This is a genomic window from Xanthomonas arboricola (genome assembly GCF_003353015.1).
Classification (GTDB): domain Bacteria; phylum Pseudomonadota; class Gammaproteobacteria; order Xanthomonadales; family Xanthomonadaceae; genus Xanthomonas; species Xanthomonas arboricola_E.
In genome coordinates this window covers 210,763-237,172 of record NZ_QREM01000009.1, presented here as the reverse complement: position 1 = coordinate 237,172, position 26,410 = coordinate 210,763, and the positions used below count along the sequence as shown (strand labels likewise).

Genomic DNA, 26,410 nt, shown 5'->3' with positions numbered 1-26,410 from the left:
CCATGCGCGTGGTGTCGGGTGCCGCGTGCGCCGTGCATGCGGGTGGCAAGCACGGACGCACTGCCTGTCGGTGCGCCGACAGCGGTTGCCGGTACTTAGAACTCCTGCCAGTCGCCGACGTCGTTGCTGGGTGCCGATGCAGCGGTGGCGCTGCGAGGCAACGACGCTGCGGGGCGGGCGCGGGCGACCGGACGCGGGGTGCTGCGGGCATTGGCGGGCGCATTGGCGATGGCCGAGAGCTGACGTGCCACCGGTGCGTGCGTGTCGACCCTGAAGACCGCCACCGCCTCGGTGAGCTGCTGGGCCTGTTCTTCCATCGCACGGGCGGCNTGGCCGAGAGCTGACGTGCCACCGGTGCGTGCGTGTCGACCCTGAAGACCGCCACCGCCTCGGTGAGCTGCTGGGCCTGTTCTTCCATCGCACGGGCGGCGGCGGTGGCTTCTTCCACCAATGCGGCATTCTGCTGGGTGGTTTCGTCCATCTGGGTGACGGTCTGGTTGACCTGTTCGATGCCCGAATACTGTTCCTGCGAGGCCGAGGAAATCTCGCCCATGATGTTGGTCACGCGCTGCACGCTGGCGACGATCTCGGCCATGGTGGTGCCGGCCTGATCGACCAGGGTAGCGCCCTGGGTGACCTTGTCGACCGAGTCGTCGATCAGCTGCTTGATTTCTTTCGCCGCACTGGCCGAACGTTGCGCCAGGGTGCGTACCTCGGAGGCGACCACCGCGAATCCGCGCCCTTGCTCGCCGGCACGCGCCGCTTCCACTGCCGCGTTCAATGCCAGGATGTTGGTCTGGAAGGCGATGCCGTCGATGACGCTGATGATCTCGGCAATCTTCTTCGACGAACTCTGGATGTCGGACATCGTGGTGACCACCTTGGCCACCACATCGCCGCCCTGCGACGCCACGGCAGCGGCGCCGATGGCGAGCTGGTTGGCCTGGCTGGCGTGCTCGGCGTTCTGCTTGACGGTGGAGGTGAGCTCTTCCATCGAGGCGGCGGTTTCTTCCAGGTTGGCCGCTTGCTGCTCGGTGCGCTGCGACAGGTCCTGGTTGCCCGATGCGATTTCGCCCGACGCCAGGCCGATGGCATCGGCTGCCTGCTGGATGCGTCCCACGATGCCGGCCAGTTGTTCGGCGGTGGCGTTGGCGTCGTCGCGCATCTGCGCGAACACACCCTGGTACTGGCCGCTCATGCGTGCGGTGAGGTCGCCGGCGGCGATCGATTGCAGCAGGCCCGAGAGCGACTGCAGGTTGCCATCGGCGGTGGCCATCAGGTTGTTGAGGCTTTCCACCATCACGCGGAAGTCGTACTGGAAGCGCTCGGCATCGCCGCGGGCGCTGAAGTCGCCGTTGGCCGCCGACACCGCCAGGTGCTTGATCTCGGTGTTCATCGCGCCGAGATTGATCTTGACCTGGGCCATGGTGTCGCTGAGCACGGCCTTTTCGCCGGGCAGTTTCTCCATGTCCTCGGACAGGTCGCCGATCGCGTAGCGGCCCATGATATGCGCCAGGCGCATCTTCACCGCGAGGTGCGAGCCGACCAGCGCATTGGTGTCCTTGGCCATGCGGCCGAATTCGCCCGGGAAGGCATCGGCGTTGATGCGGAAGCTGATCTGGCCCTCGTCGTGGCGCTTGGCCATGTCCAGCTGGGCGGTGATCAGCGTGCGGACCTGGTCCTGCATGCGGTCCATCGCCTGCAACAGACGGCCGGTCTCGTCGTTGGACTGCGTGCGCACATCGTTGTCGAGATTGCCGTTGGCGATCGCTTCGGCGGCGCGGGTGGCCTGGGTCAGCGGACGCACCAGGCTGCGGGTGATCAGGAAACCGAGCAGGGCGCTGAACAGCACCACCGCCACGCCGCCGCCGATCAGCAGGGCGCGGCCGCGCGCCATTTCGGCCGCCGTCACTGCGTATGCCTCGGTAGCGCGCCGGCGCTGCAGCCCGGCATAGTCCGCCAGTGCGGCCTGCCACCGCTCGGTGGCCGGCGCGGCTTTCTGCAGCAGCAACACCAGCGCTTCATCGGGTTTGCCGGCGAGCCCCAGATCGCCTACCGCGGTATTGAGCGTCATCGCGGCCTCGCTGGCCTGGTCGATCTTCTGCCGCATCGCAGCGGCTTCGGGGGATGCCGAGAACACATACAGCGTGCGACGGCTGTCCTCATAGGACTTGAGCTGGTCCTTGATGATCGCCGCAAAGCGCAGATTGTCTTCCTGCGATGTCGGCAGCACGATGTTGCGCAGCTGCACGGCGATCACCGAGGTTGCGCCGGTCATGTCCTCCAGGTGCTGCATGATCTTGACCTGGCGATTGACCACGGTATCCATGCGCTCGCGCGCCTGCGCCAGCGTGTACAGGCCTGCGGCAACCAGCGCACACGACAACAGGATGAGCGTGCCAAAGGCGAAGCTCAGGCGCTTGCCGACGTTGTACCGCTGAAGAAAAGTGATCATGTTGGGGTCTCGAGGCAGGGGGCAAGAAAAACAAGGTGCGTCGGGGTGACGCGTCGGCCATGCGCAATGACCGCGCAGCGGGCAGGTATCCGGCCGATCCATCGCCCCGGCCATGAGGCGACCGGGCGATTGCAAGGCAGGTAAACGTGCCGCTATAGGTAACGGCTAGCGGCCATGCGCCTGAACTGGCAAGCCCTGTCGCGTATGGGCAGCCGTCACCGAAGTGACGCGCATGTGCAGAAACAGGCCGAAAACACCGATGGGAGCGCTATCAAGACCGGGGCAGGTGCGGACGGATTCACGTCTGTCTCACCCGGTCGGGGGCGCTGCGAGGTGGCATTGCGCGAATGGCCGGGTTGATCGCAGGCCGCCAGGCGACGCCGGCGCAGCTACGTGGACGGACCGGCGATGGCCTGCGGCAGGCACCGAACGTGCGCTGCGCACGGTGAAATGCAGCCCGCAACGGCAGCGTCATGCGCTATGGCGGGTTCGCTCGGGATGCAGCGCTCGGCTGCGGGGATCAGGCGGTGGTGCGCCGCCGCCGGTCATGCCAGCGGTGGCGGTGGCCGCGTTGTTCCCGGCGCCCTGCGCGGGTCCGCAAGGGCGCGCGCGCGGGGCGTGCACGCATGCCCGCGCGCCGCCGCGTCACGCGGCCCGCACGCGCCTGGCCGGTCTGGCAGCGGCCTGCAGCCGGAATACCGACACCGCATCGCGCAGCTGCTGCGCCTGCTGTTCCATCGCCCGTGCGGCGGCGGTGGCTTCCTCCACCAGCGCGGCGTTCTGTTGGGTGGCCTGGTCCATCTGCGCGATGGTCTGGCCGACCTGTTCGATGCCCTGGGACTGCTGCTGCGAGGCATCGCTGATCTCGTGCATGATCTCGGTGACGCCGCGCACCGAATCGACGATGTCCTGCATGGTGCGACCGGCCTGGCTGACCAGCGCATTGCCTTGTTCGACCCGGCTCACCGAATCGTCGATCAGCTGCTTGATCTCCTTGGCCGCGCCGGCCGAACGCTGCGCCAGGGTGCGCACCTCGGAGGCGACCACCGCAAAACCGCGGCCCTGTTCACCGGCACGGGCGGCTTCCACCGCCGCGTTCAAGGCCAGGATGTTGGTCTGGAAGGCGATGCCGTCGATGACCGAGATGATGTCGGCGATCTTCCTGGACGCGGCCTGGATGCCGGCCATGGTGCCGACCACCTCGCCGACCACCGTGCCACCTTGCGAGGCCACCGTGGCGGCGCCGACCACCAACTGATTGGCGCGCCGCGCATGTTCGGCGTTGTTGCGCACGGTGGAGGTGAGTTCTTCCATCGAGGCGGTGGTTTCCTCGAGGTTGGCAGCCTGTTGCTCGGTACGCTGGGACAGGTCCTGGTTGCCGGAGGCGATCTCGCTGGCCGCAGCGTTGATGGCGTCGGTGGAGCGCTGGATGCGTCCGACGATATCGGCCAGCTGCGCCACGGTGGCATTGGCATCGTCGCGCATCTGCGCGAACACGCCGTGGAAGTCGCCCTGCATGCGGGTGGTGAGGTCGCCGGCGGCAATGGCCTGCAGCACGCCGGACAGCGCGCCCAGATTGCCGTCGGCCGTGGCCATCAGCTGGTTGAGGCTGTCGACCATGGCCCGGAAGTCGTACTGGAAGCGCTGCGCATCGCCACGCACGCTGAAATCGCCGTTGGCGGCGGCCTGCGCCAGCAACTTGATCTCGTTGTTCATTGCCGACAGGTTGGCCTTGACCGCATCCATGGTGTCGCTGAACACGGCTTTTTCGCCGGGCAGGCGGTCCATGTCCTGGCTCAGGTCGCCGATCGCATAGCGTGACATGATCTGGGCGAGTTTCATCTTCACCGCGATATGCGAGCCGANTCGCCGGGCAGGCGGTCCATGTCCTGGCTCAGGTCGCCGATCGCATAGCGTGACATGATCTGGGCGAGTTTCATCTTCACCGCGATATGCGAGCCGACCAGGGCGTTGGTGTCGCGCACCATGCTGGCGTAGGCACCCGGAAAGGCATCGGCGTCCATGCGGTAACTGATCCGGCCGGCGTCGTGATGCTGCGCCATCTGGCTCTGCGCGGTCAGCACGCGCTGCAACTGGTCCTGCATCCGGCGCATGTTGTCGAGCAGCTGGCCGGTTTCATCGCGGCTGGGCGTGGCGATGTGCTCGCCGAGCTGACCTTGCGCGATGTTGGCCGCCACTGCAGCGGCGCGGCGCACATTGCGGGTCAGCCTGGACAGGGTGTACCAGCCCAGCGCCGCGATCAGCACCGCCAGCAGCGACAGCCCGGCAATGGCCTGCCACATCGCATCGCGGGCCTCGGCCAGGTGACGCTCGGACTGGCGCTGCAAGGCCTGCAGCGAGACGCTGCCGAGCGCTTGCATGGCCTGGCCGAGCGCGTCGAGCGCTGCGTTCCACTGGGTGTCGGCATTGGCGTCGCTGCCTTCCAGCGCAGTGCCGAGTGCGGACAGCGCCGCGTTCGCACGCGCGGTTTCGGTCCTGGCGGCATCGGCCAGCGCAGGGTCGGGCTGTTCCAGCAGGCCTATCGCCTTGTCCAGCTCATGCCGGAATCGCTGGTGGCTGCGCGCCAGCTGGTTGAGCTGTTCGCGCAGCATGGCGCGGCTGTCGGCCGCCTGCGACGGGTCGCTGGCCGCATCCAGCCGGGTCAGCGACTCGGTGGCATCGGGGCTGTAGATCAGCGTGGCCACCACCAGGTGGTAGCTCTCGATATACGGGGTGTAGACCAGCTGGCTGTCGTCGCGCAGGGCGTCGAGTGCGGCAAACGCCTGTTCGCTGACGGCGGCATAGCCGGTTGCAGCGGCGCCGGCGACGTGGCGCTGCTGCAGGCCCAGCAGGGCCTTCTGGCTGCGTTCGAAGCCCGGCATGGTTGCCGTGGTGGCCAGCAGGCGTTGCAGATCGCGCTCGGCGCGCGCGGCTGCGGCGCTGGCGGTGCTGCCGCTGTCCACGTGGGCAGCGTGCAGGTCGGTGATCAGCCCCAGCATCTGTCCAAGCGGCGCATAGCTGCGCAGCTCGTTGCTGCTGATGGCCACGCTTTCGTTGAGCTTGCCGCTGTACAGCAGCACCGGAATGACCAGGCCGGCCAGCGCCAGCACTCCGATCACGCCGAGCTTCCTGGCGATTGCCAGGTCATCCCAGCGGCTGCTCCAGCGGTGCGGGGAGGGTGGGGCGGTGTGCGGAGGCTGCACGGGCAACGTGGTCATGGATGCTTCTCATAGGCGTACGCAGCCTATCGGCTGATAACAGCTATGCCTTGAGCCGGCCGGCGCAGGCGCCGACTGGCTCCATTCAGCCTGTTGCGCCCGCTTGGCTCAGAACTCCTGCCAGCTGGTGTCGTTGCCCGGCGCGGCGACCACGGAACGCGGCCTGGCCGCGGCGCTGCGTCCGGCTGCGGCCACCTTGGCCTTCAGCGCCGGCGTCACCACCGGCCGCGGGGCGGCGCTGCGCACCGGCGCGTACGCGGTGTCGGTCTTGAACACCGCCACCGCGTCGGTGAGCTGGGTGGCCTGGTCTTCCAGCGCGCGTGCGGCGGCGGTGGCTTCCTCCACCAGCGCGGCGTTCTGCTGGGTGGTCTCGTCCATCTGGGTGACGGTCTGGTTGACCTGCTCGATGCCCGAGGATTGCTCCTGCGAGGCGGCGGAGATCTCGCCCATGATGTCGGTGACCCGCTGCACGCTGGAGACGATCTCGCCCATGGTCTTGCCGGCGCTGTGCACCAGCACCGACCCCTCGGAGACGCGCTGCACGGAGTCGTCGATCAGCCCCTTGATCTCCCTGGCGGCCGCCGACGAGCGCTGCGCCAGGGTGCGCACTTCCGAGGCGACCACGGCGAAGCCGCGGCCCTGTTCGCCGGCACGCGCCGCTTCGACGGCGGCATTCAAGGCCAGGATGTTGGTCTGGAACGAGATGCCGTCGATGACCGAGATGATGTCGGCGATCTTCTTGGACGAGGCTTCGATCCCGCTCATGGTCTCGACCACCTTGCTGACGATTTCGCCGCCCTGCGAGGCCACGCCGGCCGCGCCGATGGCGAGCTGGTTGGCCTGACGCGCGCTCTCGGCGTTCTGCTTGACGGTGGAGGTGAGCTCTTCCATCGAGGCGGCCGTTTCCTCCAGGTTGGCGGCCTGCTGCTCGGTGCGCTGCGACAGGTCCTGGTTGCCGGCGGCGATCTCGCTGGCGGCACCCTTGATCGACACCGCCGAGGACTTGATGCCGCTGACGATCTCGGCCAGCTGCGTGGCCGTTGCGTTGGCATCGTCACGCATCTGCGCGAACACGCCGCGGAACTCGCCGCTCATGCGCGCGGTGAGGTCGCCGGCGGCGATGGACTGCAGCAGGCTGGACAGCGACTGCAGGTTGCCGTCGGCGGTGGCCATCAGGTTGTTGAGGCTTTCCACCATCAGGCGGAAGTCGTACTGGAAGCGCTCGGCATCGCCGCGGGCACTGAAGTCGCCATTGGCCGCAGACACCGCCAGGTGCTTGATCTGGGTATTCATCGCACCGAGATTGATCTTGACCTGGGCCATGGTCTCGCTGAGCACGGCCTTTTCGCCGGGCAGTTTCTCCATGTCCTCGGACAGGTCGCCGATCGCGTAGCGGCCCATGATCTGTGCCAGGCGCATCTTCACCGCGATGTGCGAGCCCACCAATGTATTGGTGTCGTGCGCCATGCGGCCGTACTCGCCGGGGAAGGCATCGGCATCGATGCGGAAGCTGATCTGGCCGTCGTCGTGGCGCCTGGCCATGTCGGTCTGCGCGGCGAGCAGGTTGCGCAGCTGCAGCTGCATCTTGCTCATTGCCTTGAGCAGGCGGCCGCTTTCGTCGTTGAACTGGGTGTCGACGTCGTTATCCAGCTTGCCGCCGGCAATCGATTCGGCCGCGCGGGTGGCCCGGCCCAGCGGCTGGGTCAGGCTGCGGGTGATCAGCAGGCCCAGCGTCCCGCTCAGCAGCACCACCAGCACGGTGCCGGCGATCAGCAGCTTGCGCGAGTCGTCCATGGATTGCAGTGCGGCAGCGGATGCCTCGCTGGCCAGCTTGTCCTGCAGGGCGATGTTTTCGGCGATCTTCTCCTGCCACTGCTGCATCGCGGGTGCGGCCTTGGTCAGCAGCAACGGCAGTGCCTCATCGCTACGGCCGGTCATGACCAGGTCCACCACCTGGTCGTTCAACGCCTTGACCAGGGCGCGCCGGCGATCGATTTCTGCGCGGATTTCGCGGCCCTGGTCCGATGGCGGCGTCGCATAGAGCGCATCGCGCGCCTTGGTGTAGTCGGCGCGCGCCTTGTTGATGATCCCGATAAACTTGAGATTATCTTCATTGCTGGTTGGCAAGACCACATTGCGGATCTGCATCGCAATAGTGTAGTTGGCAGTCATCATGTCGTTGGACAGCCGGATCTTCACCATGTTCTGGTGCACCAGATGATCGACGAGCGTGCGTGCCGATCTCAACCCGCGATAGCCGATGAGGGCGATGCAGGCGGAAAGGACGATCAGCACGGCGAATGCCGCCGCCAGTCGGGGGCCGACGTTATAGCGTTGAAGAAATGCAGTCATGATCAATTCCCGGCAGGCGTGCGCGTTGGATGGAAGCGTCCAGGTGATGCCAGGCAGTGCCTGCATCACAGATCGCTATGCGCAGTAACGGCGCGCAACGGCATCGCTGAATACCTCGATATCGGAAAATATATAACCCGGTCAGGCTTGTGAAATATAATGTGCCGAGGGGATACGATTTAATCGGGTGGTGGAATCGTATTCTGCGGACATAATGCCGGGCTCGACAATCAAAAAGATATTACATAAGTTGAAAGTTATTTTAAGGTCGTTTTATTCCCTGTCCGCGACTGATGTGCCTCCGTCGAGCGTGCTGCGGCAATAAAAAAGCCGCGCTCTGCGGAGCGCGGCTTCCGTGGGCAGGGGCCGGGACGCGGCCGCTGCGGGGTGGCCTAGAATTCGGCCCAGTCCGATTCGTTGGACGGTGCCAACGCCACGGCAGCACGTCCCGCCGGCCTGGCGACCTGCGGCCTAGGCGCCGGTGCGCTGGCGGCGACAGGCCGCTTGGCAGCGAGCTGGCGCACCACCGGGGTGGCACGGGTCACCGCTTCCAGCTCGGCCGACAGGCGGAACAAGGCCACCGCTTCGGTGAGCTGCTGGGCCTGTTCTTCCATCGAACGGGCGGCGGCGGTGGCTTCTTCCACCAGCGCGGCGTTCTGCTGGGTGGCTTCGTCCATGTGGGTGACGGTCTGGTTGACCTGCTCGATGCCGGCCGACTGTTCCTGCGAGGCNGCTTCTTCCACCAGCGCGGCGTTCTGCTGGGTGGCTTCGTCCATGTGGGTGACGGTCTGGTTGACCTGCTCGATGCCGGCCGACTGTTCCTGCGAGGCGGCGGAGATCTCGCTCATGATGTCGGTGACGCGCTGCACCGAGGAGACGATCTCGCTCATGGTGCTGCCGGCCCGGTTCACCAGTGCCGAGCCTTCGGCGACCTTGCTGACCGAATCGTCGATCAGGCTCTTGATCTCCTTTGCGGCGCCGGCCGAACGCTGGGCCAGGGTGCGCACTTCCGAAGCGACCACGGCAAAGCCACGGCCCTGCTCGCCGGCACGCGCCGCTTCCACCGCCGCATTCAGGGCCAGGATGTTGGTCTGGAAGGCGATGCCGTCGATGACCGAGATGATCTCGGCGATCTTCCTGGACGAGGTCTGGATGCCGGACATGGTGTCCACCACCTGTCNGGCCAGGATGTTGGTCTGGAAGGCGATGCCGTCGATGACCGAGATGATCTCGGCGATCTTCCTGGACGAGGTCTGGATGCCGGACATGGTGTCCACCACCTGGCCGACCACGGCGCCGCCGTGCGAGGCCACGTCGGCCGCACCAATGGCGAGCTGGTTGGCCTGGCGCGCATGCTCGGCGTTCTGCTTCACTGTGGAGGTCAGCTCTTCCATCGAGGCGGCGGTTTCTTCCAGGTTGGCGGCCTGCTGCTCGGTGCGCTGCGACAGGTCGTTGTTGCCGGCGGCGATTTCGCCAGCGGCAGTGTTGATGGCCAGCGTGGAGTGCTTGATGCGCCCGACGATATCGGTCAGGCGCTGGGTGGTGGCATTGGCATCGTCGCGCAGGCGCGCGAACACGCCGTGGAATTGCCCGTCCATGCGTGCGGTCAGGTCGCCGTCGGCCACCGCGCCGAGCAGCTGCGACAGCTTGCCCAGATTGCGGTCGCTGACTTCCATCATCGAGTTCAGATCCGCCACCATCACCGCAAAGTCGTACTTGAAGCGTGCCGCGTCGCCACGTGCGCTGAAGTCGCCGGCGGCTGCGGCCTGCGCCAGCTGCTTGATCTCGGTATTGATCGACAACAGGCTGGCCTTGGCCGCATCCATCGCTTCATGCAGGATCGCGCGGCTGGCCGGCAGGCGGCGTGCGTCCTGGGTCAGGTCGCCCTGTGCGTACTGGTTGAGGATGCGCACCGCGTCGGTGATCGCATCCAGATGCTCGAAGATCATCGTGTTGATGCCGCCGGCCAGGGTGCCGTACACGCCGGGGAAATCCTCCGGCATGCGGTGGGTGATGTCTTCTGCCGCGTGCAGGTGCGACATGCGCGCGGTTTCCTCGCTGAAGCGGCGCAGCATCTGGGTCATGCCGCCGGTGGCTTCCAGCATCTGGCCGATTTCGTCGTTGCTGGTCTTGTTGACCTGCACGCCCAGATCGCCACGCGAGACCGCCTTGATGGCGCCCAGCGCCTTGGCCAGCGGATTGGTGATGCTGCGCGCGATCAGCCAGCCAAAGGTCACCGACAGCGCCGCCATCAGCAGCGTGCCCAGCAGCAACACTGCGCTGGTCAGCTTGAACGAGGCGCTGCTGGCGGCAACCATGTTGGCCAGCGCGGTCGACTGCTCGGTGTACATCGTGTCGATCGTCGCAAACAATTCCTTGCGAATGTCGCCGGATTGCTTGTTTGCCAGCACTGCCGCCGCATAGTCGGGCTGCTTGTAGAGCGTGCGCAGCGTCTGGTTGGCCTGAAAGTAGCTCGCGCTTTGTTCGGCAAGCCTGGTGTACGCGGCCTTGAGCGGCGATGCAGCGCCGATCTTGGCTTCCAGTGCCTTTTGCGTCTGCGCATACTTGCCCTGGATCTCATCCATGCGGGTGAGGAAGTAGGCGTAGCGCTCCGGGTCTTCGAGATTGACGAACTGACCGGATTCGTAGATACGGAATTCGCCGCCGAAGGCGCGCAGCTCCGAGAGCTTGCTCAGGATCGGGACGACCTCCTCGTTGATCAGCACGGCCTGCTGCTGCATCTGCCGCATGCGTGAGTAGCCCAGGCCGCCCAGCAAGGCGGTGAGCACGGCGCTCAGACAGAATGCCACCATCAGTTTGCGGCGGATCGGCCAATCGTTGAACTTGTTCATCAGTGACTCCGGGATGTCGCGCGGAAATGCTCTCCAGCACGCTAACGGCTGCCGGGCATGATTCTTTATCTTTGAAGGATGAACGCTGCAGCGTCCGGCCTGCGTGCGCGGCGCTCAGGTCGCCGGCAGCGCCGCCATGGCGGGCAGGGCGGGCAGAGCGATGGCGGGGCAGACGCGGCCGCGCTGCCGCGGCCAACGCTGAGTGCACGCGCGGCTCAGAGGTCCTGCCAGTGCCCGTCGGTGCCGGTGGTGCCCGTCGATGCGGTTGCCGGCTTGCGTGGAACGGCCGCGCCGGAGCGCCTGGGGGTGGTCGCGGCAGGTGCGAGCGCCGGCACTGCCGCGATCGGCGTGGCCGCATCGGCGAGGGTGAAGCGCGACACCGCCTGTGCCAGCTGGCCGGCCTGTGCTTCCATCGCCCGTGCAGCGGCAGTGGCTTCTTCCACCAGCGCGGCGTTCTGCTGGGTGGCCTCGTCCATCTGGGTCACGGTGAGGTTGACCTGCTCGATGCCGCTGGACTGCTCCTGCGAGGCGGCGGAGATCTCGCCCATGATGTCGGTCACGCGCTGCACGCTGGCCACGATCTCGGCCATGGTGGTGCCGGCCTGCTGCACCAGCGACGCGCCCTGCGCCACCTTGCCGACCGAGTCGTCGATCAGCTGCTTGATTTCCTTCGCGGCACCGGCCGAGCGCTGCGCCAGCGTGCGCACCTCCGAGGCCACCACCGCAAAGCCGCGACCCTGCTCGCCGGCGCGAGCGGCTTCCACCGCCGCGTTCAAGGCCAGGATATTGGTCTGGAAGGCGATGCCGTCGATGACCGAGATGATNTGCTCGCCGGCGCGAGCGGCTTCCACCGCCGCGTTCAAGGCCAGGATATTGGTCTGGAAGGCGATGCCGTCGATGACCGAGATGATCTCGGCGATCTTCTTCGAGGAGACCTCGATGCCGGACATGGTGGTGACCACCTGCGCCACCACCGCGCCGCCGTGCGAGGCGACATCGGCCGCGCCGATCGCCAGCTGGTTGGCCTGGCGTGCGTGCTCGGCGTTCTGCCTGACGGTGGAGGTGAGCTCCTCCATCGAGGCGGCGGTTTCTTCCAGGTTGGCCGCCTGCTGTTCGGTGCGTTGCGACAGGTCGCTGTTGCCGGCGGCAATCTCGCTGGCGGCCGCGTTGATCTGCGTGGCCGAGGTCTGGATGCCCGACACGATGCCGGTCAGTTGCGCCACGGTGGCATTGGCAGCGTCGCGCATGCGCGCGAACACGCCCTGGAACTGTCCGTCCATGCGTACGCTGAGGTCGCCCTCGGCCAGCGCGCTGAGGAGCTGGGAAACGCGCTCCAGGCCTTGCGAGGTGGTGTCCAGCAAGCCGTTGAGCTGGCGGCCGAATTCCAGGTAGAAGCCGTGCTTGTCGTCCAGCGCCAGGCGTCGGCCGAAGTCGCCCATCAAGGCCGACTGCACCAGCGCGGCGACTTCTGCCTGCGTGCTGACTTCGGCACTGACATTGCGCCACAGCAGCATGCTGCCGCTGCGATGGCCATCGGCGGCGTACAGCGGGGTCACGGTCAGATCCAGCGTCACCGGGCCGAAGGCGTAGCGCTCCAACGTGGTGGACTGTACTTGCTGCAGGCGCTGCAGGCGTGCCTTGCCCTCGGCATCGGTGCCGAACACATACTCCAGCGGACTGCCGACCACCGCATCGGCGCTGAAGCCCTGCTGGCCCTTGGCATGAAACGCCGCTTCGCTGCGTTTCAACGAGTTGTGCAGCGCCTGCGTGATGAACACCGCCGTGTGCTGCTCGTCGGCCAGCAGCACTTCCATTTCCGAGTGTTCCAGCGCGGTGCGGATGCGCAGGTTCTCGTCGGCAATCTGCGCGTCGCGTTCGATGCGCTGGCGCAGGTCGGTCTGCATGCGCTGCATGGCGCCCATCAGGCGGCCCACCTCGTCCTGGCGCTGCGCGGCGATCTGGTTGTCCAGCTTGCCGGAGGCAATGGCGTCCGCCACCTTTGCGGCGGCATCCAGCGGCCCCACCACCTGACGGCGCAGCAGGGCAAACAACGCGATGCTGAGCACCAGCGCCGAGCCCAGGCCGACGGCCAGGATGGTCCACAGCAGGCGATGTGCCTGCTGCATGATCGCCGCATACGGCACCACCACGCCCAGCGCAAAACGCTCCTGCGCCTGGCCGATCTGCAACGGCACATAGGCGCTGACCGTGCCGGCGGCATCCGGCGTGAAGTCCAGATAGTCCTTGCCGGCCCTGGTGGCCGCCAGCATCGCGCGGTAGTCGGCACTGTCGGCCGGCTTGCCGATCCGCGCAGCGTCGCGCGAGGCCAGAACCACCCCGGCCGGCGAGATCAGCTCGACATAGCCATCGTCCATCGGGCGCAACGCGCTCAGGCGCTTCTGCAGCGCGGCCAGGGCGAAATCCACCGACACCACGCCCACATACCTGCCCTGGTCCAGGATGGGCGTGGACAAGGTGGTCATCAGCACCGGCTTGCCGCCGATCTGGTAATCGTAGGGGCCGGCCACGATCTGCCGGCCCAGTTCGCGGGGCTTGAGGTACCAGTCGCCGTCGCCGGGCTTTTCGTAACCGACCAACGGCTCGCGGATCAGTGACTGCCCGTTGTAGGCCCAGTAGGTCATGAAGCGACCGCTGCTGTCGTGGCCCTGGGCATCGACATACTCGCCGTCCCTGCCGTCGAAGGCCTGCGGTTCCCACAACGTGCCCATGCCGACCCATTCGGGATGATCCTGCAACGCGTCGTGCATGATCGCCGCCGCTGCCTCGCGGCTCACTCCGCCATGCGCACGCTGCGCCAGCAAGGCGCTGGCGAGCGACTGGCCGGTGGTGAATGCCTGCCCCAGCTCGTTGCCGATCTGCTCTGCCTGATAGCGCGCCGCGCCCTGCATCGTGGTCTGCGCCGAAGCGATCAACGCGCGACTGCTCTGCCAGTAGCTGATCGCCGCGGTCAGGCCGAAGCACAGCAATGCGGCGACTGCGGTGCCGAGCATCAGGCGGTACGCCAGGCTGCCGCCGGAGCGGGATTGCATGGAGGACGAGGGCATGCGCGTGGCTTCGAAGTGAGGGAGGTGGTGCGGAAGCGACCTGGCGGCGATCAGCTGGCCACGCGCAAGGCGCCCGCGCGCGCGACGCTGCGGCCATGTTCGCGCTGCGCGGGCGCGGCTGCGCTCACCCGGAAACTGGACACCGCCTGGTCGAGCTGCTGCGCCTGCTGCTGCATGGCGTTGGCGGCGGCGGTGGCTTCTTCCACCAGCGCGGCGTTCTGCTGGGTGCTCTCGTCCATCTGGGTCACGGTGAGATTGACCTGTTCGATGCCGGCCGACTGTTCCTGCGAGGCGGCAGAGATCTCGCTCATGATGTCGGTCACGCGCTGCACCGAGGACACGATCTCGGCCATGGTCTTGCCGGCCTGGTCCACCAGCGCCGAGCCCTGCGCGACCTTGCCGACCGAGTCATCGATCAGGTGCTTGATCTCCTTGGCCGCGCCGGCCGAGCGCTGGGCCAGGGTGCGCACCTCCGAGGCGACCACGGCGAAGCCGCGGCCCTGCTCGCCGGCGCGAGCGGCTTCCACCGCCGCGTTCAAGGCCAGGATATTGGTCTGGAAGGCGATGCCGTCGATGACCGAGATGATNCCCTGCTCGCCGGCGCGAGCGGCTTCCACCGCCGCGTTCAAGGCCAGGATATTGGTCTGGAAGGCGATGCCGTCGATGACCGAGATGATCTCTGCGATCTTCCTGGACGAGGTCTGGATGCCGGACATGGTGTCGACCACCTGGCTGACCACCTGGCCGCCTTGCGAGGCCACCGATGCCGCGCCGATCGCCAGCTGGTTGGCCTGGCGCGCGCTTTCGGCGTTCTGCCTGACGGTGGAAGTGAGCTCCTCCATCGAGGCGGCGGTTTCTTCCAGGCTGGCGGCCTGCTGCTCGGTCCGCTGCGACAGGTCGTTGTTGCCGGCGGCGATCTCGCTGGCCGAACCGGTGATGGCGCCGGCGGCCTGCTGGATGCGCCCGACGATGTCGGCCAGCTGGGTGGCGGTGGTGTTGGCGTCATCGCGCATGCGCGCGAACACGCCGTGGAACTCGCCGTCCAGGCGGGCGGTGAGGTCGCCTTCGGCCAGTGCGGCCAGCAGCTCGGACAGCTTGCCCAGGTTGCGGTCGCTGACGTCCATCATCGCGTTGAGGTCGCTGATCATGCGCGCCGAGTCGTGCCTGAAACGCGTGGCATCGCCGCGCTGGCTGAAGTCGCCATTGGCTGCGGCCTGGGCCAGGCGCTTGATCTCGGTGTTGATCGCCAGCAGGCTGGCCTTGGCCGCATCCATCGCCTCGTGCAGGATGGCGCGGGTGCCGGGCAGGCGCACGGCGTCGCGCGACAGATCGCCTTGCGCGTAGTCGTTGAGGATGCCGATCGCGTCGATGATGGCGTCCAGGTGTTCGAAGATCATCGTGTTGATGCCGCCGGCCAGCTCGCCGTAGACGCCGGGGAAATCGGTCGGCATGCGGTGGCTGACGTCTTCGCCGGCGTGCATGTGCACCATCACCTTGGTCTGCGCGGAGAAGCGCTCCAGCGTATGCACCATGTCGTCGGTGGCCTTGAGCATCTGGCCGATTTCATCGCTGCCATGCTGGGCGGTGCGCACGCTCAGATCGCCACGCGCCACGCCCTTGATGGCGGCGAGCGCGCGCGACACCGGCTCCAGGATCGAATTGCCGATCAGCCAGCCCACCAGCAGGTTGAGCAGCACCAGCGCGCCGCCGGCCAGGGTGACGATGCCGGTGAAGACCAGCGCCTGCGCCTGGGTGTCGTCCAGATACACGCCGGTGCCGATCACCCAGCCCCACGGCTTGTACAGCGAGGCGTACGAGGTCTTCTGCACCGGCTCCTTTTCGCCGGGCTTGGCCCAGGCGTAATCGACGTAGCCGCCGCCCGACTGCGCCGCGGTGACGAAGGCCGGGAAGATGCGCTTGCCGTCGGGGCTCAGCACATCGTTGAGCGGCTTGCCAATGAGGTCCGGGCGGGTGGGGTGCATCAGCATCACCGGCGCCTGGTCGGTGACGTAGATGTAGTCCACGCCGCCGCGTGCGCGCATGGTGGACAGGGTATGCAGCGCGGCCTTCTTGGCGCTGTCCACGTCCATCTCGCCCTTCTCGGCGCGCTCGGCGTAGCCATTGACCACCGCGATGGCCATTTCGGTCTGGCTCTTGAGGCCATCGCGGCGCGTATCGGTAAGATCCATGTATTGCATGCGCGCGGCGATCACCGCCAGCGCGATGATGCCCAGCGCCACCAGCGCGGTCTGCGCCAGGAACTTGCGCTTCAGCGGAACATTGGCCAGCGTGTTTGCAATCGTGGTCTTGAACGTCATGGCAGATATCCAGCAAAGGAATGTGACCGGGATAAGTCGAATAGCGACCTGATCCCCAAAATGTTGAGCGCAGTGCGACGGCCGGTGCGGCGATGGTTTTTCATTACATTCCGGGGCGGCGTCACCCGCACGCCGCCCCGCTCGCAGGGGCTGTCATCGGCACGCGGCGGCAGCGCGCACCGGCGCGGAGCAGGGCGCGCGGGCGCAGGATCGACGGCGGATGGCAGGGCGCACGCGTGCCCGCATGGCAGGCCGCCGGTCGGGCGCAGCGCGGGCGGGGAAGGCTGCGACGCCGTTGCGGCCACCGGGGTCGCAACGCGGGCAGTGCTCAGTGGCGTTGGGTGGTGCTTACGCTGGCCAGCGACTGCTGCAGGCTCTGCAGTTCGGTCCACAGCCGCTGCTGCGTGTCGCCCGCATGGCCCAGCGACAGCGCTTGCGCATGCCGCAGGTCGCCGTCGTGCAGGGCGCGATTGGCCTGCCGATGCTGGGCCAGGTACTGGCCGAGCTGCTGCTGCACCAGCGCGAACTGGCGCGCCTGCTCGCCCTTGGGCGCGCTGGCCTGGAAGTAGCCCGCATGCCGTGCGATGCGTTGACGCAGGTGGCCCAGACGCTCGTCGTAGGCCTCGATGCGGGCGGGGTCGTGCGCCGCGGCAAGCTGCGCCCGCTGGTCGTCGCGCAGCTGCACCAGGTCGATGGCCAGCGACTGCAGCGCGCTCATCGGCACGTTGTCCAGCAGCACCGAGACCGGCGCGGCCGGTGCGGCGAAGGACGGCGGCAACGACACGCTGGCAGCGAGCAGCGCGATGGCGAACACCGAACCCAGCACGTGCCGGGCAGAGCGTGGTGAGTTGATGGTAGGCATGCGGACTTCCTCGAAGGTGGCGCGGGCCGTGCAGCCCTCATTGCCCCGTTGTATCGGCCGCCGAAGCCCGGGCTTGATCGCCTTTCGACCAACGGCAGCCTTGCCTGGAGGTCGCAGGGGCGCTCGTCGGCCACTGCCGGACGGCAAAACGCCCCGACCGGATCGGGGCGTTTTGCCTGTCCCTGCCAGGGCGTCAAGCCGGACAGGGCGTTTTTTTCCGCCCGCAGCAGGGCGCGCGCAGCACGCCGGACCCGGGCGGGGCGCAGGTGCGTGCGCTCAGACCGCCGTCAGGTGCCGCGTGGCGGATTTGCGGCCCGCCGACGACAGCGCAGCATCCGGCTGGATCCTGAAGATCGCCACCGCATCGGACAACTGCCCGGCCTGTTCTTCCATCGCACGCGCGGCGGCGGTGGCTTCTTCCACCAATGCCGCGTTCTGCNTGGATCCTGAAGATCGCCACCGCATCGGACAACTGCCCGGCCTGTTCTTCCATCGCACGCGCGGCGGCGGTGGCTTCTTCCACCAATGCCGCGTTCTGCTGGGTGGCCTGGTCCATCTGCGTCACGGTGAGGTTGACCTGTTCGATGCCGGCCGACTGTTCCTGCGAGGCGGCGGAGATCTCGCCCATGATGTCGGTGACACGCTGCACGCTGTCCACGATCCTGCTCATGGTGGTGCCGGCCTCGTCCACCAGCACCGTGCCTTCGGCGACCTTGCTCACCGAGTCGTCGATCAACTGCTTGATCTCCCTGGCCGCACCGGACGAGCGCTGCGCCAGGGTGCGCACTTCGGAGGCGACCACCGCAAAGCCGCGGCCCTGTTCGCCGGCGCGTGCCGCTTCCACTGCCGCATTCAGGGCCAGGATGTTGGTCTGGAAGGCGATGCCGTCGATGACGCTGATGATGTCGGCGATCTTCTTCGACGAGGCCTGGATGTCGGCCATCGTCGCGACGACCTTGCCGACCACCGCGCCGCCTTGCGAGGCCACGTCGGCTGCGCCGATCGCCAGCTGGTTGGCCTGGCGGGCGCCTTCGGCATTCTGCCTGACGGTGGAGGTGAGCTCCTCCATCGAGGCGGCGGTTTCCTCCAGGTTGGCAGCCTGCTGTTCGGTGCGCTGCGACAGGTCGTTGTTGCCGGCAGCGATCTCGCTGGCCGCCGCATTGATCGAGACGGTGGCGTGCTGGATGCGCCCGACGATGCCGGACAATTGCTCGGTGGTGGCGTTGGCATCGTCGCGCATCTGCGCGAACACACCGTGGAACTGGCCATGCATGCGCTCGGTCAGGTCGCCGGCGGCAATGGCCTGCAGCACCTTGGACAAGGCGCCCAGGTTGCCATCGGCGGTGGCCATCAGCTGATTGAGGCTCTCCACCATGGCCAGGAAGTCGTACTGGAAGCGCTGCGTGTCGCCGCGCACGCTGAAATCGCCCTTGGCCGCGGCCTGCGCCAGCAGCTTGATCTGGCTGTTCATCGCAAACAAATTGCGCTTGACCGCGTCCATGGTGTCGCTGAGCACGGCCTTCTCGCCGGGCAGGCGGTCCATGTCCTGGCTCAGGTCGCCGATCGCATAGCGNCAAACAAATTGCGCTTGACCGCGTCCATGGTGTCGCTGAGCACGGCCTTCTCGCCGGGCAGGCGGTCCATGTCCTGGCTCAGGTCGCCGATCGCATAGCGCGACATGATCTGCGCGAGCTTCATCTTCACCGTGATATGCGAATCGACCAGCGCATTGGTGTCGCGCACCATGCTGCCGTATTCGCCGGGAAACACCGCTTCGTCCATGCGGAAGCTGATCTGGCCGTCGTCGTGGCGGCGTGCCATGTCCCGCTGTGCGGCGGCAACGGCCTTGAGCTGGTCCTGCATGCCGCGCATGCTGGTCAACAGCTGGCCGGGCTCATCGCCGGGCTGCGGGCCGATCGGGTTGTCCAGCCGGCCGTGCGCGATGGCGTCGGCGACCCGGGTGGCCTGGGTCAGCGGACGTACCAGGCTGCGCGAGATCAGCCACGCCAGTGCAGCGGCCAGGCCGGCCGACAGCAGGCCGAAGGCGATCAACGCGCGATTGGCCAGCGCAACGCTCCCCAGGATGGCGGCGGCACCGGCGGCGTTCTGGGTGTTCTGCAGTTCCACTGCGGCAGCGATCGCCCTGGAGCGGCGCTCCAGCAACGGTTGCGCTTCACCGCCCAACAACTGCTTGGCACCGTCCAGGTTGCCGTCGCGGATCATGCCGAGCAGGCGATTGTTGGTGGCACGGGCGGCGGTGAGGCTGTCTTCGATGGTCTGGCGCGCGCGCATGCCGTCTGCGGTGGTCGGCAGGCGTTTGAGCGCAGCCCACAACGCGGCGTAGTGCGCGCGATTGGCCTTGAGCTGCGCATCGATCGCGGGCTGTTGCTGCGGCGAGGCCAGCATGAAGTCGCGGATGTAACGCTCGCCCAGCATATTGCTCTCGCGCATCTGGTTGAGCAGCTGCGCCTTGCGGTTGTTGATTTCGATGATGATCGAGACCTGGTTCTTGACGGTCTTGAACTCGTACAGCGCCAGGCTGGTCGAGCCGGCCAACAAAACGATCAGCAACGCGAATGCCAGCGCCAGGCGTCGCCCGACGGTGAGGGAGTGCAGGAATTTCATGATGTTCTCGGGAGGAGGGAGGGAGGGAAAAGGAGAACAGCGGTAGCGTCCGCCAGCCGATTTTCTTGAGCCGACCGGCGTCTGTTGGCTCGCTTGCGTTCTTCAGATGTGACGCATTGCGCAGTGCGCGTGTGGGAGAGCGGGGTGAGGAACGCGGTGACCTGAGCTCATGTTGCAGATCGCGCACGGCCGACGCTGAGCACGCCGCGCGCATGCAGGCGTGCTCAGCCACGGGCAGGCAGGCAGCAAACACCGGGCACACAGACGCACCACAACGACAAAGCCCCGGCATCGCTGCCAGGGCTCTGTCGTTGCCGCACAACGTGGCGGCCTGGGCGCTTCGAGCCCCTCCCCTGCGGGAGAGGGGGAGTGCGAGGGTACCGGCGCAGCCACGTGTGACTCCAAATGCGCGTGGCTGTGCTCGTACCCTCATCCGCCCCTTCGGGGCACCTTCTCCCGGTGGGAGAAGGGATCACATTGCAGTTGTTGCGTGGCTTGGCGTCCTACGCCGCTTGCGGCACGCGCAGCGAGCGCACCAGCCCGCCGATGTCCACGATCAGCGAGACCCGGCCATCGCCCAGGATGGTGGCGCCGGACACGCCCGGGATACGGCGGTAGTTGTTCTCGATGTTCTTGACCACGACCTGCTGCTGGCCGAGCAGTTCGTCCACTTCCAGCGCGATCTTCTGGCCGTCGCCTTCGACCACCACCACCAGCGGTTCCTGCGAGGACTGCTGCCCGCCGAAGCCGTAGTAATCGGTGAGCGACAGGATCGGCAGGTATTCGCCGCGGACCCGCAGCACCCGGCCGTCGCCGGCCATCGAGCGGATGTCTTCCGGCGCCGGCTGCAGTGCCTCGAGCACATAGGCCAGCGGCAGGATCAGGGTTTCGCCGGCGACCGAGACGGTCATGCCGTCGAGGATGGCCAGGGTCAGCGGCAGGCGGATCAGCACGCGGGTACCGCTGCCGGCGTTGCTTTCCAGCTGCACTTCGCCACCCAGGCCCTGGATGTTGCGGCGGACCACGTCCATGCCCACGCCACGGCCGGACAGGTCGGTCACCGCATCGGCGGTGGAGAAACCCGGTGCGAAGATCAGGTCCCACACCTGTGCGTCGGTCGGGTTGTCCGGCACGGCGATGCCGCGTTCGGCGGCTTTTTCCAGGATCTTGGCGCGATTGAGGCCGCGGCCGTCGTCGCTGACTTCGATCACGATGTGGCCGCCCTGGTGCGAGGCCGCCAGGGTGATCGTGCCGGTCTCGTCCTTGCCGGAGGCGCGACGCGCATCGGGCATTTCCAGGCCGTGGTCGATCGAGTTGCGCACCAGGTGCACCAACGGATCGGCGATCTTTTCGATCAGGCCCTTGTCCAGTTCCGTGCCTTCGCCGATGGTGCGCAGGCGGACCTGCTTGCCGAGGCGGCTGGAGAGGTCGCGGACCAGGCGCGGGAAGCGACGGAACACCGCGTCCACCGGCAGCATGCGCACGCCGATCACCGCTTCCTGCAGGTCGCGGGTGTTGCGTTCGAGCAGATCCAGGCCGGCGAACAGCTGTTCGGCATGTGCCGGGTCCAGGCCGGTGGAGACCTGCTTGAGCATGGCCTGGGTGATGACCAACTCGCCAACCAGATTGATCAGGGCATCGACCTTGTCGACGCTGACGCGGATCGAGGTTTCCGCTTCGGCAGCGGCGGCCTTGGCCGGCGTGGTAGCAGTGGCGGCAGGTTCGGCAGCGGCGGCCGGTGCCGCGGCGAGCGCGGCAGGTGCGGTGGCAGCGGCTTCGACGGCCAGGCTCGGCGGCGGGCCGGGCACCGCCATCGGGCGGATGTCCAGCTCGCAATCGTCCACCACCCAGGCGAAGGTGTCTTCGATCTTGCTGCGCGGAATCTTGCCGATCAGGCCCAGATCCCACGCCAGGTAGGCTTCCAGCGGGTCGATGTTCTCAAAGCCCGGCATGCGCTCCAGGCGTGCGGCAATCTGCAGCGGGCCCAGGTGCTCCAGCTCGCGGATGATGCGCAGCGGGTCGTTGCCGCTCATGAACAGCGACGGCGCCGGGGTGAAGCCGATGTGCCAGGCTTCGGGTTCTTCTTCCTTCGGCTTGGCCACCGCCGCGGCGGTCGGCGCTTCGCCGGCCAGCACGGCGTTCAGGCGGGTGTGCACGGCCTTGACCGCGGCCGGGTCGGCCGGGGTGCCGTGTTCGGCTTCGCGCAGCAGCGCGCGCAGCACGTCGACCGAGCCGAGCATGGCATCGACCGCATTGGGTTCGAGCTGGCGCTTGTTGGAGCGCAACTCGTCCAGCAGCGTTTCCAGCACGTGGGTCAGGCCGGCGACCGCTTCGAAGCCGAAGGTGGCAGCGCCGCCCTTGATCGAGTGCGCGGCGCGAAACACCGAGTTGATGATTTCCGGGTCGCGGTTGCCCTCTTCAAGGGACAACAGCCCGGCCTCCATCGCGTCCAGCCCTTCGCGGCTTTCCTCGAAAAAGGTGGCGTGGAAACGTTGCAGGTCCATGCTCATGGGCGTGAGATCCGATGGTGAGGCAAGTGGAATTAACCCAGAACTTTCTGGACGGTGGCGATCAGCTGTTCCGGATTGAACGGCTTGACCAGCCAGCCGGTGGCACCGGCGGCCTTGCCTTCGGACTTCTTGTCGGCCGCCGACTCGGTGGTCAGCATCAGCATCGGGGTGAACTTGTAGTCCGGCAGCTGGCGCAGCTCACGGATCAGCGAGATGCCGTCCATGTTGGGCATGTTCACGTCGGTCACCACCGCGTTGAAGCGCTGGCCCTTCGCGCGGCCCAGCGCCACGGCGCCGTCCTCGGCTTCTTCGACGGCAAAGCCGGCAGAGGTGAGGGCGAAAGAGACCATCTGGCGCATCGACGCCGAATCGTCCACCACCAAGATACGTGCGCTCATGCGGCGTTCTCCACAGATTTCAGGTTGTCATTGGATGCGGAAAGTCCGAGCGCGTCGGTGACGCCGAGCAGACGGGCCGCATCTCTAAAAGTGTCGTTGCAGCCATCGAATTCGGTGTGCAAGCCCGCCTGGCGGCGGGTCTGCACAAAGGCACAGAGCAACTGCACGCTGGCGGTATGGATACGCCGGACCTCGCCGGCATTGAGCACCAGATCGCCGTCCTGGGTCAGGAACGCGGCAAGCTTCTGCTTGAGGTCGGCGCTGGTCTCGATGCCGAGATCCTCACCCAATGTGACTGTGCTCATTGTTGCTCCGAACGGATGGTTCTATGCGTACTAACGGCGGGCGGCGGGAAAGCTTTAACGGTGAATCGTTGCGCGTGCAGGTGCGCGTCAGCTGCGCGGTGAATCAGTGCAGCAGATGGCTGGCATCGAGCAGGATCATCGGCTGATGGCCCAGCCGCGCGACGCCGCGGAACAGGTTGTTGGAAATGCGGCACAGGCGGGCGTTGTCCGGCGGTTCGATCTGCTGATCGGTCAGGCTGGTGACGTCTTCCACCGCCGACACGCGCAGGCCCATGGTCTCGCCGTTTTCCTCCAGCACCACCACGCGCGTCTGCAGATCCATGTGGATCGGCGCCGAGCCCAGGTGCATGCCCAGGTCGATCACCGGCACCACCTGGCCACGCAGGTTCATGATGCCGAGCATCGCGCTGGCGGTGCCGCGCAGGGGCAGCAGCGGCACCGGCAGTACCACCTCCTGCACCTTGAGCAATTCCAGCGCATAGGTCTGTTCGCCGCAGCGCAGGCGTAGCCAGCGCGTGCTGCGTTCGGCCGCGCGCCGCTCGGCCTGGATGTGCTCGGCCTGGCCGGGGGCCAGCAGGGCCTGCAGGCCTTGCGGATAGATCGGCGACGGCGACGGCGGCGCGCGGTGCGCGGCCTGCATCGGTGCCGGCGCAGGCCGCGCCGGTGCCGCTGGGGCAGCTGCGGCATCGGCGAAGGCCGGGTCGGCGTCCATTTCCGAGAGCAGGTCGGCAGCCAGCAGGTCGGCGCCGGAGGCAGTGCCGGCGAAGGCCGGATCTGCGTCCATCTCGGCCATCAGGTCGGCGGTGCTCATGAACGGGCTGGGCGCCGCCGTGGCGAACGCCGGGTCGGCATCCATTTCGGCAAGGAAGTCGGCGGCGATGTCCGCAGCGCTGGGCGCGGCGACCACCGGCGGCCCGAAGGCCGGGTCGGCATCCATTTCGGCAAGGAAGTCGGCGGCGATGTCCGCAGCGCTGGGCGCGGCGACCACCGGCGGCCCGAAGGCCGGGTCGGCATCCATTTCGGCAAGGAAGTCGGCGGCGATGTCCGCAGCGCTGGGCGCGGCGACCACCGGCGGCCCAAAGGCCGGGTCGGCATCCATTTCGGCGAGAAAGNTGGATGTGTATAAGAGACAGGCTCATGAACGGGCTGGGCGCCGCCGTGGCGAACGCCGGGTCGGCATCCATTTCGGCAAGGAAGTCGGCGGCGATGTCCGCAGCGCTGGGCGCGGCGACCACCGGCGGCCCGAAGGCCGGGTCGGCATCCATTTCGGCGAGAAAGTCGGCGGCGATGTCCGCAGCGCTGGGCGCGGCGACCACCGGCGGGCCGAAGGCCGGGTCGGCATCCATCTCGGCGAGGAAATCGGCGGCGATATCCGCGGCGCTGGGCGCGGCGACCACCGGCGGGCCAAAGGCCGGGTCGGCATCCATTTCGGCGAGGAAGTCGGTGGCGATCGCATCGGCGCTGAGCACCGCGGCGATCGCATTGGAAGTGGCCGCTTCCGAGACAGCGGCGGCTTCGGGGGCCGCGGCAGCCTGCACCGGCGCTTCGGCCAGCGTGAGGTCTGCCCCGGCAGTTGCCGGTACCGCCGCAACGATGCCAGTGGCAGCCGGGGCAGGGGGCTCCACGCCGGCATCGTGCAGCAGGCCTTCCAGATAATCGTCCAGCTCACCGTTGGCGGTGTGGTTGCTCATGCGGCTTGCTCCATACGCATCGCGTCATCGGCCAGCACCCATTCCAGCGCACGGCGATAGGCGGACAGGCCGCGGCCCTGGTAGTCGCCGCCGGTGGCGGGGACGGTCAGTGCGGCGGCATTGCAGATTCGGGTATCCACCGGCACCGCGTCTTCCCAGACGACCGCGCCGTAGGTGTCCTGCATCTCCTTGAGCGTCTCGGTGCCGGCGCGGGTGCGGCGGTCGAACAGGGTCGGCAGGATCGACACCGGCAGTTCGCGCCGGCGCGAGCGCTGCACCATGTCGGCGGTACGTACCATGCTGGCCAGGCCATGCAGCGCCAGCGGCTCGGCCTGGGTCGGCACCACCACGCGGTCGCAGGCCGCCAGCGCGTTGATCATCAGCAGGCCGAGCGTGGGCGGGCAGTCGAGCAGGATGTAGTCGTGCTGGCCGGCATGCCGGGTCATCGCGTTCTGCAGGGCCAGGCCCAGCCCGGGCTGGTTGGCGCTGCGGCGTTCCAGCGTGGCCAATGCGGCTTGCGCGCAGACATAGGACAGGCCGGGGATGGCGCTTTCGTGGGACAGGCTGGCCAGGTCGCTCGGCGGAGTGCCGAACAGGTCCAGCACCCCGCGCGGCGGTGGGTCGATCGCCACGCCGAACGCGCGGGTGAGTGAGGAGTGCGGATCGAGGTCGATCAACAATACCCGGTGGCCGAGCGCGGCCAGGCCACGACCCAATGCCAGCGTCGTGGTGGTCTTGCCGACGCCGCCCTTCTGGTTGGCGATTGCCCAGATACGCATCTCACTGCACTCCTTGAATTACGGCGGGGACGGAACTTGTGCCGCTTTCGGTGGTGACGGCCGTTTGGCCGCCGTCAGACTTGGGAAGCTTGGGCGCCCCGGCGGCGGTCGCATGCATCTGCGATGGCGGATCGGGTGCGAGTGAGCCAGCCGAGTCAGCGAGGATGATCAACACCACACGCCGGTTCGCATTCCGTCCCGCCTCAGTGCTGTTATCGGCACGTGCGCGGAATTCTCCATAGCCCACCATCGCCAATCGTTGCGGAGCGACGCCGTCGTCGGCAAACAGGTGCACCACGCTGGCGGCGCGCGCGGCCGACAGCTCCCAGTTGGAGGGGAACTGGGCAGTGGCGATCGGCTGGTTGTCGGTATAGCCCTCCACGCGCACGCCGTTGGGCGCATCGCGCAGCACCGCCGCCAGCGTCGACAGGGTGCCGCGCGCGCCGCCGGCCAGGGTGGCCGAGCCGGTGCCGAACAGGATGTCGCTGTTGATCTCCACCTCGATCCACAGATCGTTGCGGCGGATGGTGATGAGTTTCTGCTCGATCAGCGGCGCCAGCGTCTTGCCCAGCTGCTGGGCCACCGCGTCCATCTGCCGCTGCGCGCGTGCCAGCTGCATCTGGTTGCGCAGCGATACCGGCATGCGCATCTGCGCGGCCATCGACGGCAGCAGGGTCGGGTCGGTCGGTCCGTTGGAGGCGGCCATCGGCGCGCCGGCCTTGATCACCGAGGGGCGGTCGTAGTCGGCGCCCAGGGCCTGGCTCTTGCCGATCTGCACCGGGCTGGCGGCGGTGGACGCGCCGCCGAAGGCGGTGGTCAGCGCCTGCGCCATGACCTTGTACTTGCCCTCGTTGAGCGAGGAGATCGCGTACATCACCACGAAGAACGCCAGCAGCAGCGTCATCAGATCGGCATACGGAATCGCCCACGCTTCGTGGTTGCCATGCTCTTCGTGATGTTTGCGACGGCGGGCCATGGCG

The 26,410-nt window shown here is 67.3% G+C and carries 12 protein-coding genes and 5 pseudogenes; 1 reads left to right on the top strand and 16 read right to left on the bottom strand.

Annotated features, from left to right (window positions below; all coding sequences use genetic code 11):
- Window positions 1–95: 95 nt before the first annotated feature.
- The 14 genes and pseudogenes from C0541_RS11625 to C0541_RS11565 all read right to left on the bottom strand — a co-directional run bounded on the left by C0541_RS11625 (window position 96) and on the right by C0541_RS11565 (window position 24,059).
- A pseudogene (locus C0541_RS11625) lies at window positions 96–2,455 on the bottom strand (methyl-accepting chemotaxis protein).
- A 645-nt stretch (window positions 2,456–3,100) separates the two neighbouring features.
- Window positions 3,101–5,673, bottom strand: a pseudogene (locus tag C0541_RS21490) (methyl-accepting chemotaxis protein).
- A 108-nt stretch (window positions 5,674–5,781) separates the two neighbouring features.
- A complete protein-coding gene (locus C0541_RS11615) occupies window positions 5,782–8,025 on the bottom strand; it encodes a methyl-accepting chemotaxis protein (protein ID WP_115050270.1) in 2,244 nt (747 codons plus the stop codon).
- Between the two features lie 392 nt (window positions 8,026–8,417).
- Window positions 8,418–10,877, bottom strand: coding sequence for a methyl-accepting chemotaxis protein (locus C0541_RS11610; protein ID WP_115048503.1), 2,460 nt, complete (start codon window positions 10,875–10,877; stop codon window positions 8,418–8,420).
- Between the two features lie 215 nt (window positions 10,878–11,092).
- Window positions 11,093–13,942, bottom strand: coding sequence for a methyl-accepting chemotaxis protein (locus C0541_RS11605; RefSeq protein ID WP_161960022.1), 2,850 nt, complete (start codon window positions 13,940–13,942; stop codon window positions 11,093–11,095).
- 50 nt (window positions 13,943–13,992) lie between these two features.
- On the bottom strand, window positions 13,993–16,260 hold the full coding sequence (locus tag C0541_RS11600) for a methyl-accepting chemotaxis protein (RefSeq protein ID WP_161960021.1): 2,268 nt from the start codon (window positions 16,258–16,260) through the stop codon (window positions 13,993–13,995).
- A 328-nt stretch (window positions 16,261–16,588) separates the two neighbouring features.
- Entirely contained in the window at window positions 16,589–17,122 is a 534-nt protein-coding gene (locus C0541_RS11595; RefSeq protein ID WP_115048501.1) for a hypothetical protein, read from the bottom strand.
- 300 nt (window positions 17,123–17,422) lie between these two features.
- Window positions 17,423–17,560, bottom strand: a pseudogene (locus C0541_RS21735) (methyl-accepting chemotaxis protein); the annotation flags it as partial.
- A 4-nt stretch (window positions 17,561–17,564) separates the two neighbouring features.
- A pseudogene (locus C0541_RS21730) lies at window positions 17,565–18,710 on the bottom strand (methyl-accepting chemotaxis protein); the annotation flags it as partial.
- A pseudogene (locus C0541_RS21725) lies at window positions 18,701–19,747 on the bottom strand (MCP four helix bundle domain-containing protein); the annotation flags it as partial. The pseudogenes C0541_RS21730 and C0541_RS21725, both read right to left, overlap by 10 nt.
- Before the next feature lie 503 nt (window positions 19,748–20,250).
- Window positions 20,251–22,257, bottom strand: coding sequence for a chemotaxis protein CheA (locus tag C0541_RS11580; protein ID WP_115048499.1), 2,007 nt, complete (start codon window positions 22,255–22,257; stop codon window positions 20,251–20,253).
- A 32-nt stretch (window positions 22,258–22,289) separates the two neighbouring features.
- Window positions 22,290–22,655: a response regulator gene (locus C0541_RS11575; protein ID WP_002806565.1), complete on the bottom strand. Its 366-nt coding sequence runs from the start codon at window positions 22,653–22,655 to the stop codon at window positions 22,290–22,292.
- The gene (locus tag C0541_RS11570; RefSeq protein WP_115048497.1) at window positions 22,652–22,960 is read right to left on the bottom strand and encodes an STAS domain-containing protein; all 309 of its coding nucleotides are present in this window, start codon (window positions 22,958–22,960) and stop codon (window positions 22,652–22,654) included. The genes C0541_RS11575 and C0541_RS11570 overlap by 4 nt, the downstream gene beginning before the upstream one ends.
- Window positions 22,961–23,063: 103 nt before the next feature.
- A complete protein-coding gene (locus C0541_RS11565) occupies window positions 23,064–24,059 on the bottom strand; it encodes a chemotaxis protein CheW (protein ID WP_161960020.1) in 996 nt (331 codons plus the stop codon).
- A 19-nt stretch (window positions 24,060–24,078) separates the two neighbouring features.
- On the opposite strand from C0541_RS11565, the gene C0541_RS21720 reads away from it, so the two are divergent.
- Entirely contained in the window at window positions 24,079–24,711 is a 633-nt protein-coding gene (locus C0541_RS21720; protein ID WP_429001347.1) for a hypothetical protein, read from the top strand.
- Here C0541_RS21720 and C0541_RS11555 read toward each other — a convergent pair.
- Both C0541_RS11555 and motD read right to left on the bottom strand, forming a co-directional pair.
- Window positions 24,648–25,430 (bottom strand): ParA family protein, encoded by a 783-nt coding sequence (locus C0541_RS11555; RefSeq protein WP_115048495.1) that lies wholly within the window; start codon window positions 25,428–25,430, stop codon window positions 24,648–24,650. The genes C0541_RS21720 and C0541_RS11555 overlap by 64 nt on opposite strands.
- Before the next feature lies 1 nt (window position 25,431).
- Entirely contained in the window at window positions 25,432–26,406 is a 975-nt protein-coding gene (gene motD, locus C0541_RS11550) for a flagellar motor protein MotD (protein ID WP_115048493.1), read from the bottom strand.
- Window positions 26,407–26,410 lie beyond the last annotated feature (4 nt).

What these genes read in the sequence shown, in the direction of transcription:
- C0541_RS11575 (WP_002806565.1), bottom strand. Translation starts at nt 22,655, where the DNA reads ATGAGCGCACGTATCTTGGTGGTGGACGATTCGGCGTCGATGCGCCAG.
- C0541_RS11615 (WP_115050270.1), bottom strand. Translation starts at nt 8,025, where the DNA reads ATGACTGCATTTCTTCAACGCTATAACGTCGGCCCCCGACTGGCGGCG.
- C0541_RS11595 (WP_115048501.1), bottom strand. Translation starts at nt 17,122, where the DNA reads ATGCCTACCATCAACTCACCACGCTCTGCCCGGCACGTGCTGGGTTCG.
- C0541_RS11555 (WP_115048495.1), bottom strand. Translation starts at nt 25,430, where the DNA reads ATGCGTATCTGGGCAATCGCCAACCAGAAGGGCGGCGTCGGCAAGACC.
- C0541_RS11570 (WP_115048497.1), bottom strand. Translation starts at nt 22,960, where the DNA reads ATGAGCACAGTCACATTGGGTGAGGATCTCGGCATCGAGACCAGCGCC.
- motD (WP_115048493.1), bottom strand. Translation starts at nt 26,406, where the DNA reads ATGGCCCGCCGTCGCAAACATCACGAAGAGCATGGCAACCACGAAGCG.
- C0541_RS11580 (WP_115048499.1), bottom strand. Translation starts at nt 22,257, where the DNA reads ATGAGCATGGACCTGCAACGTTTCCACGCCACCTTTTTCGAGGAAAGC.
- C0541_RS11565 (WP_161960020.1), bottom strand. Translation starts at nt 24,059, where the DNA reads ATGGATGCCGACCCGGCCTTTGGGCCGCCGGTGGTCGCCGCGCCCAGC.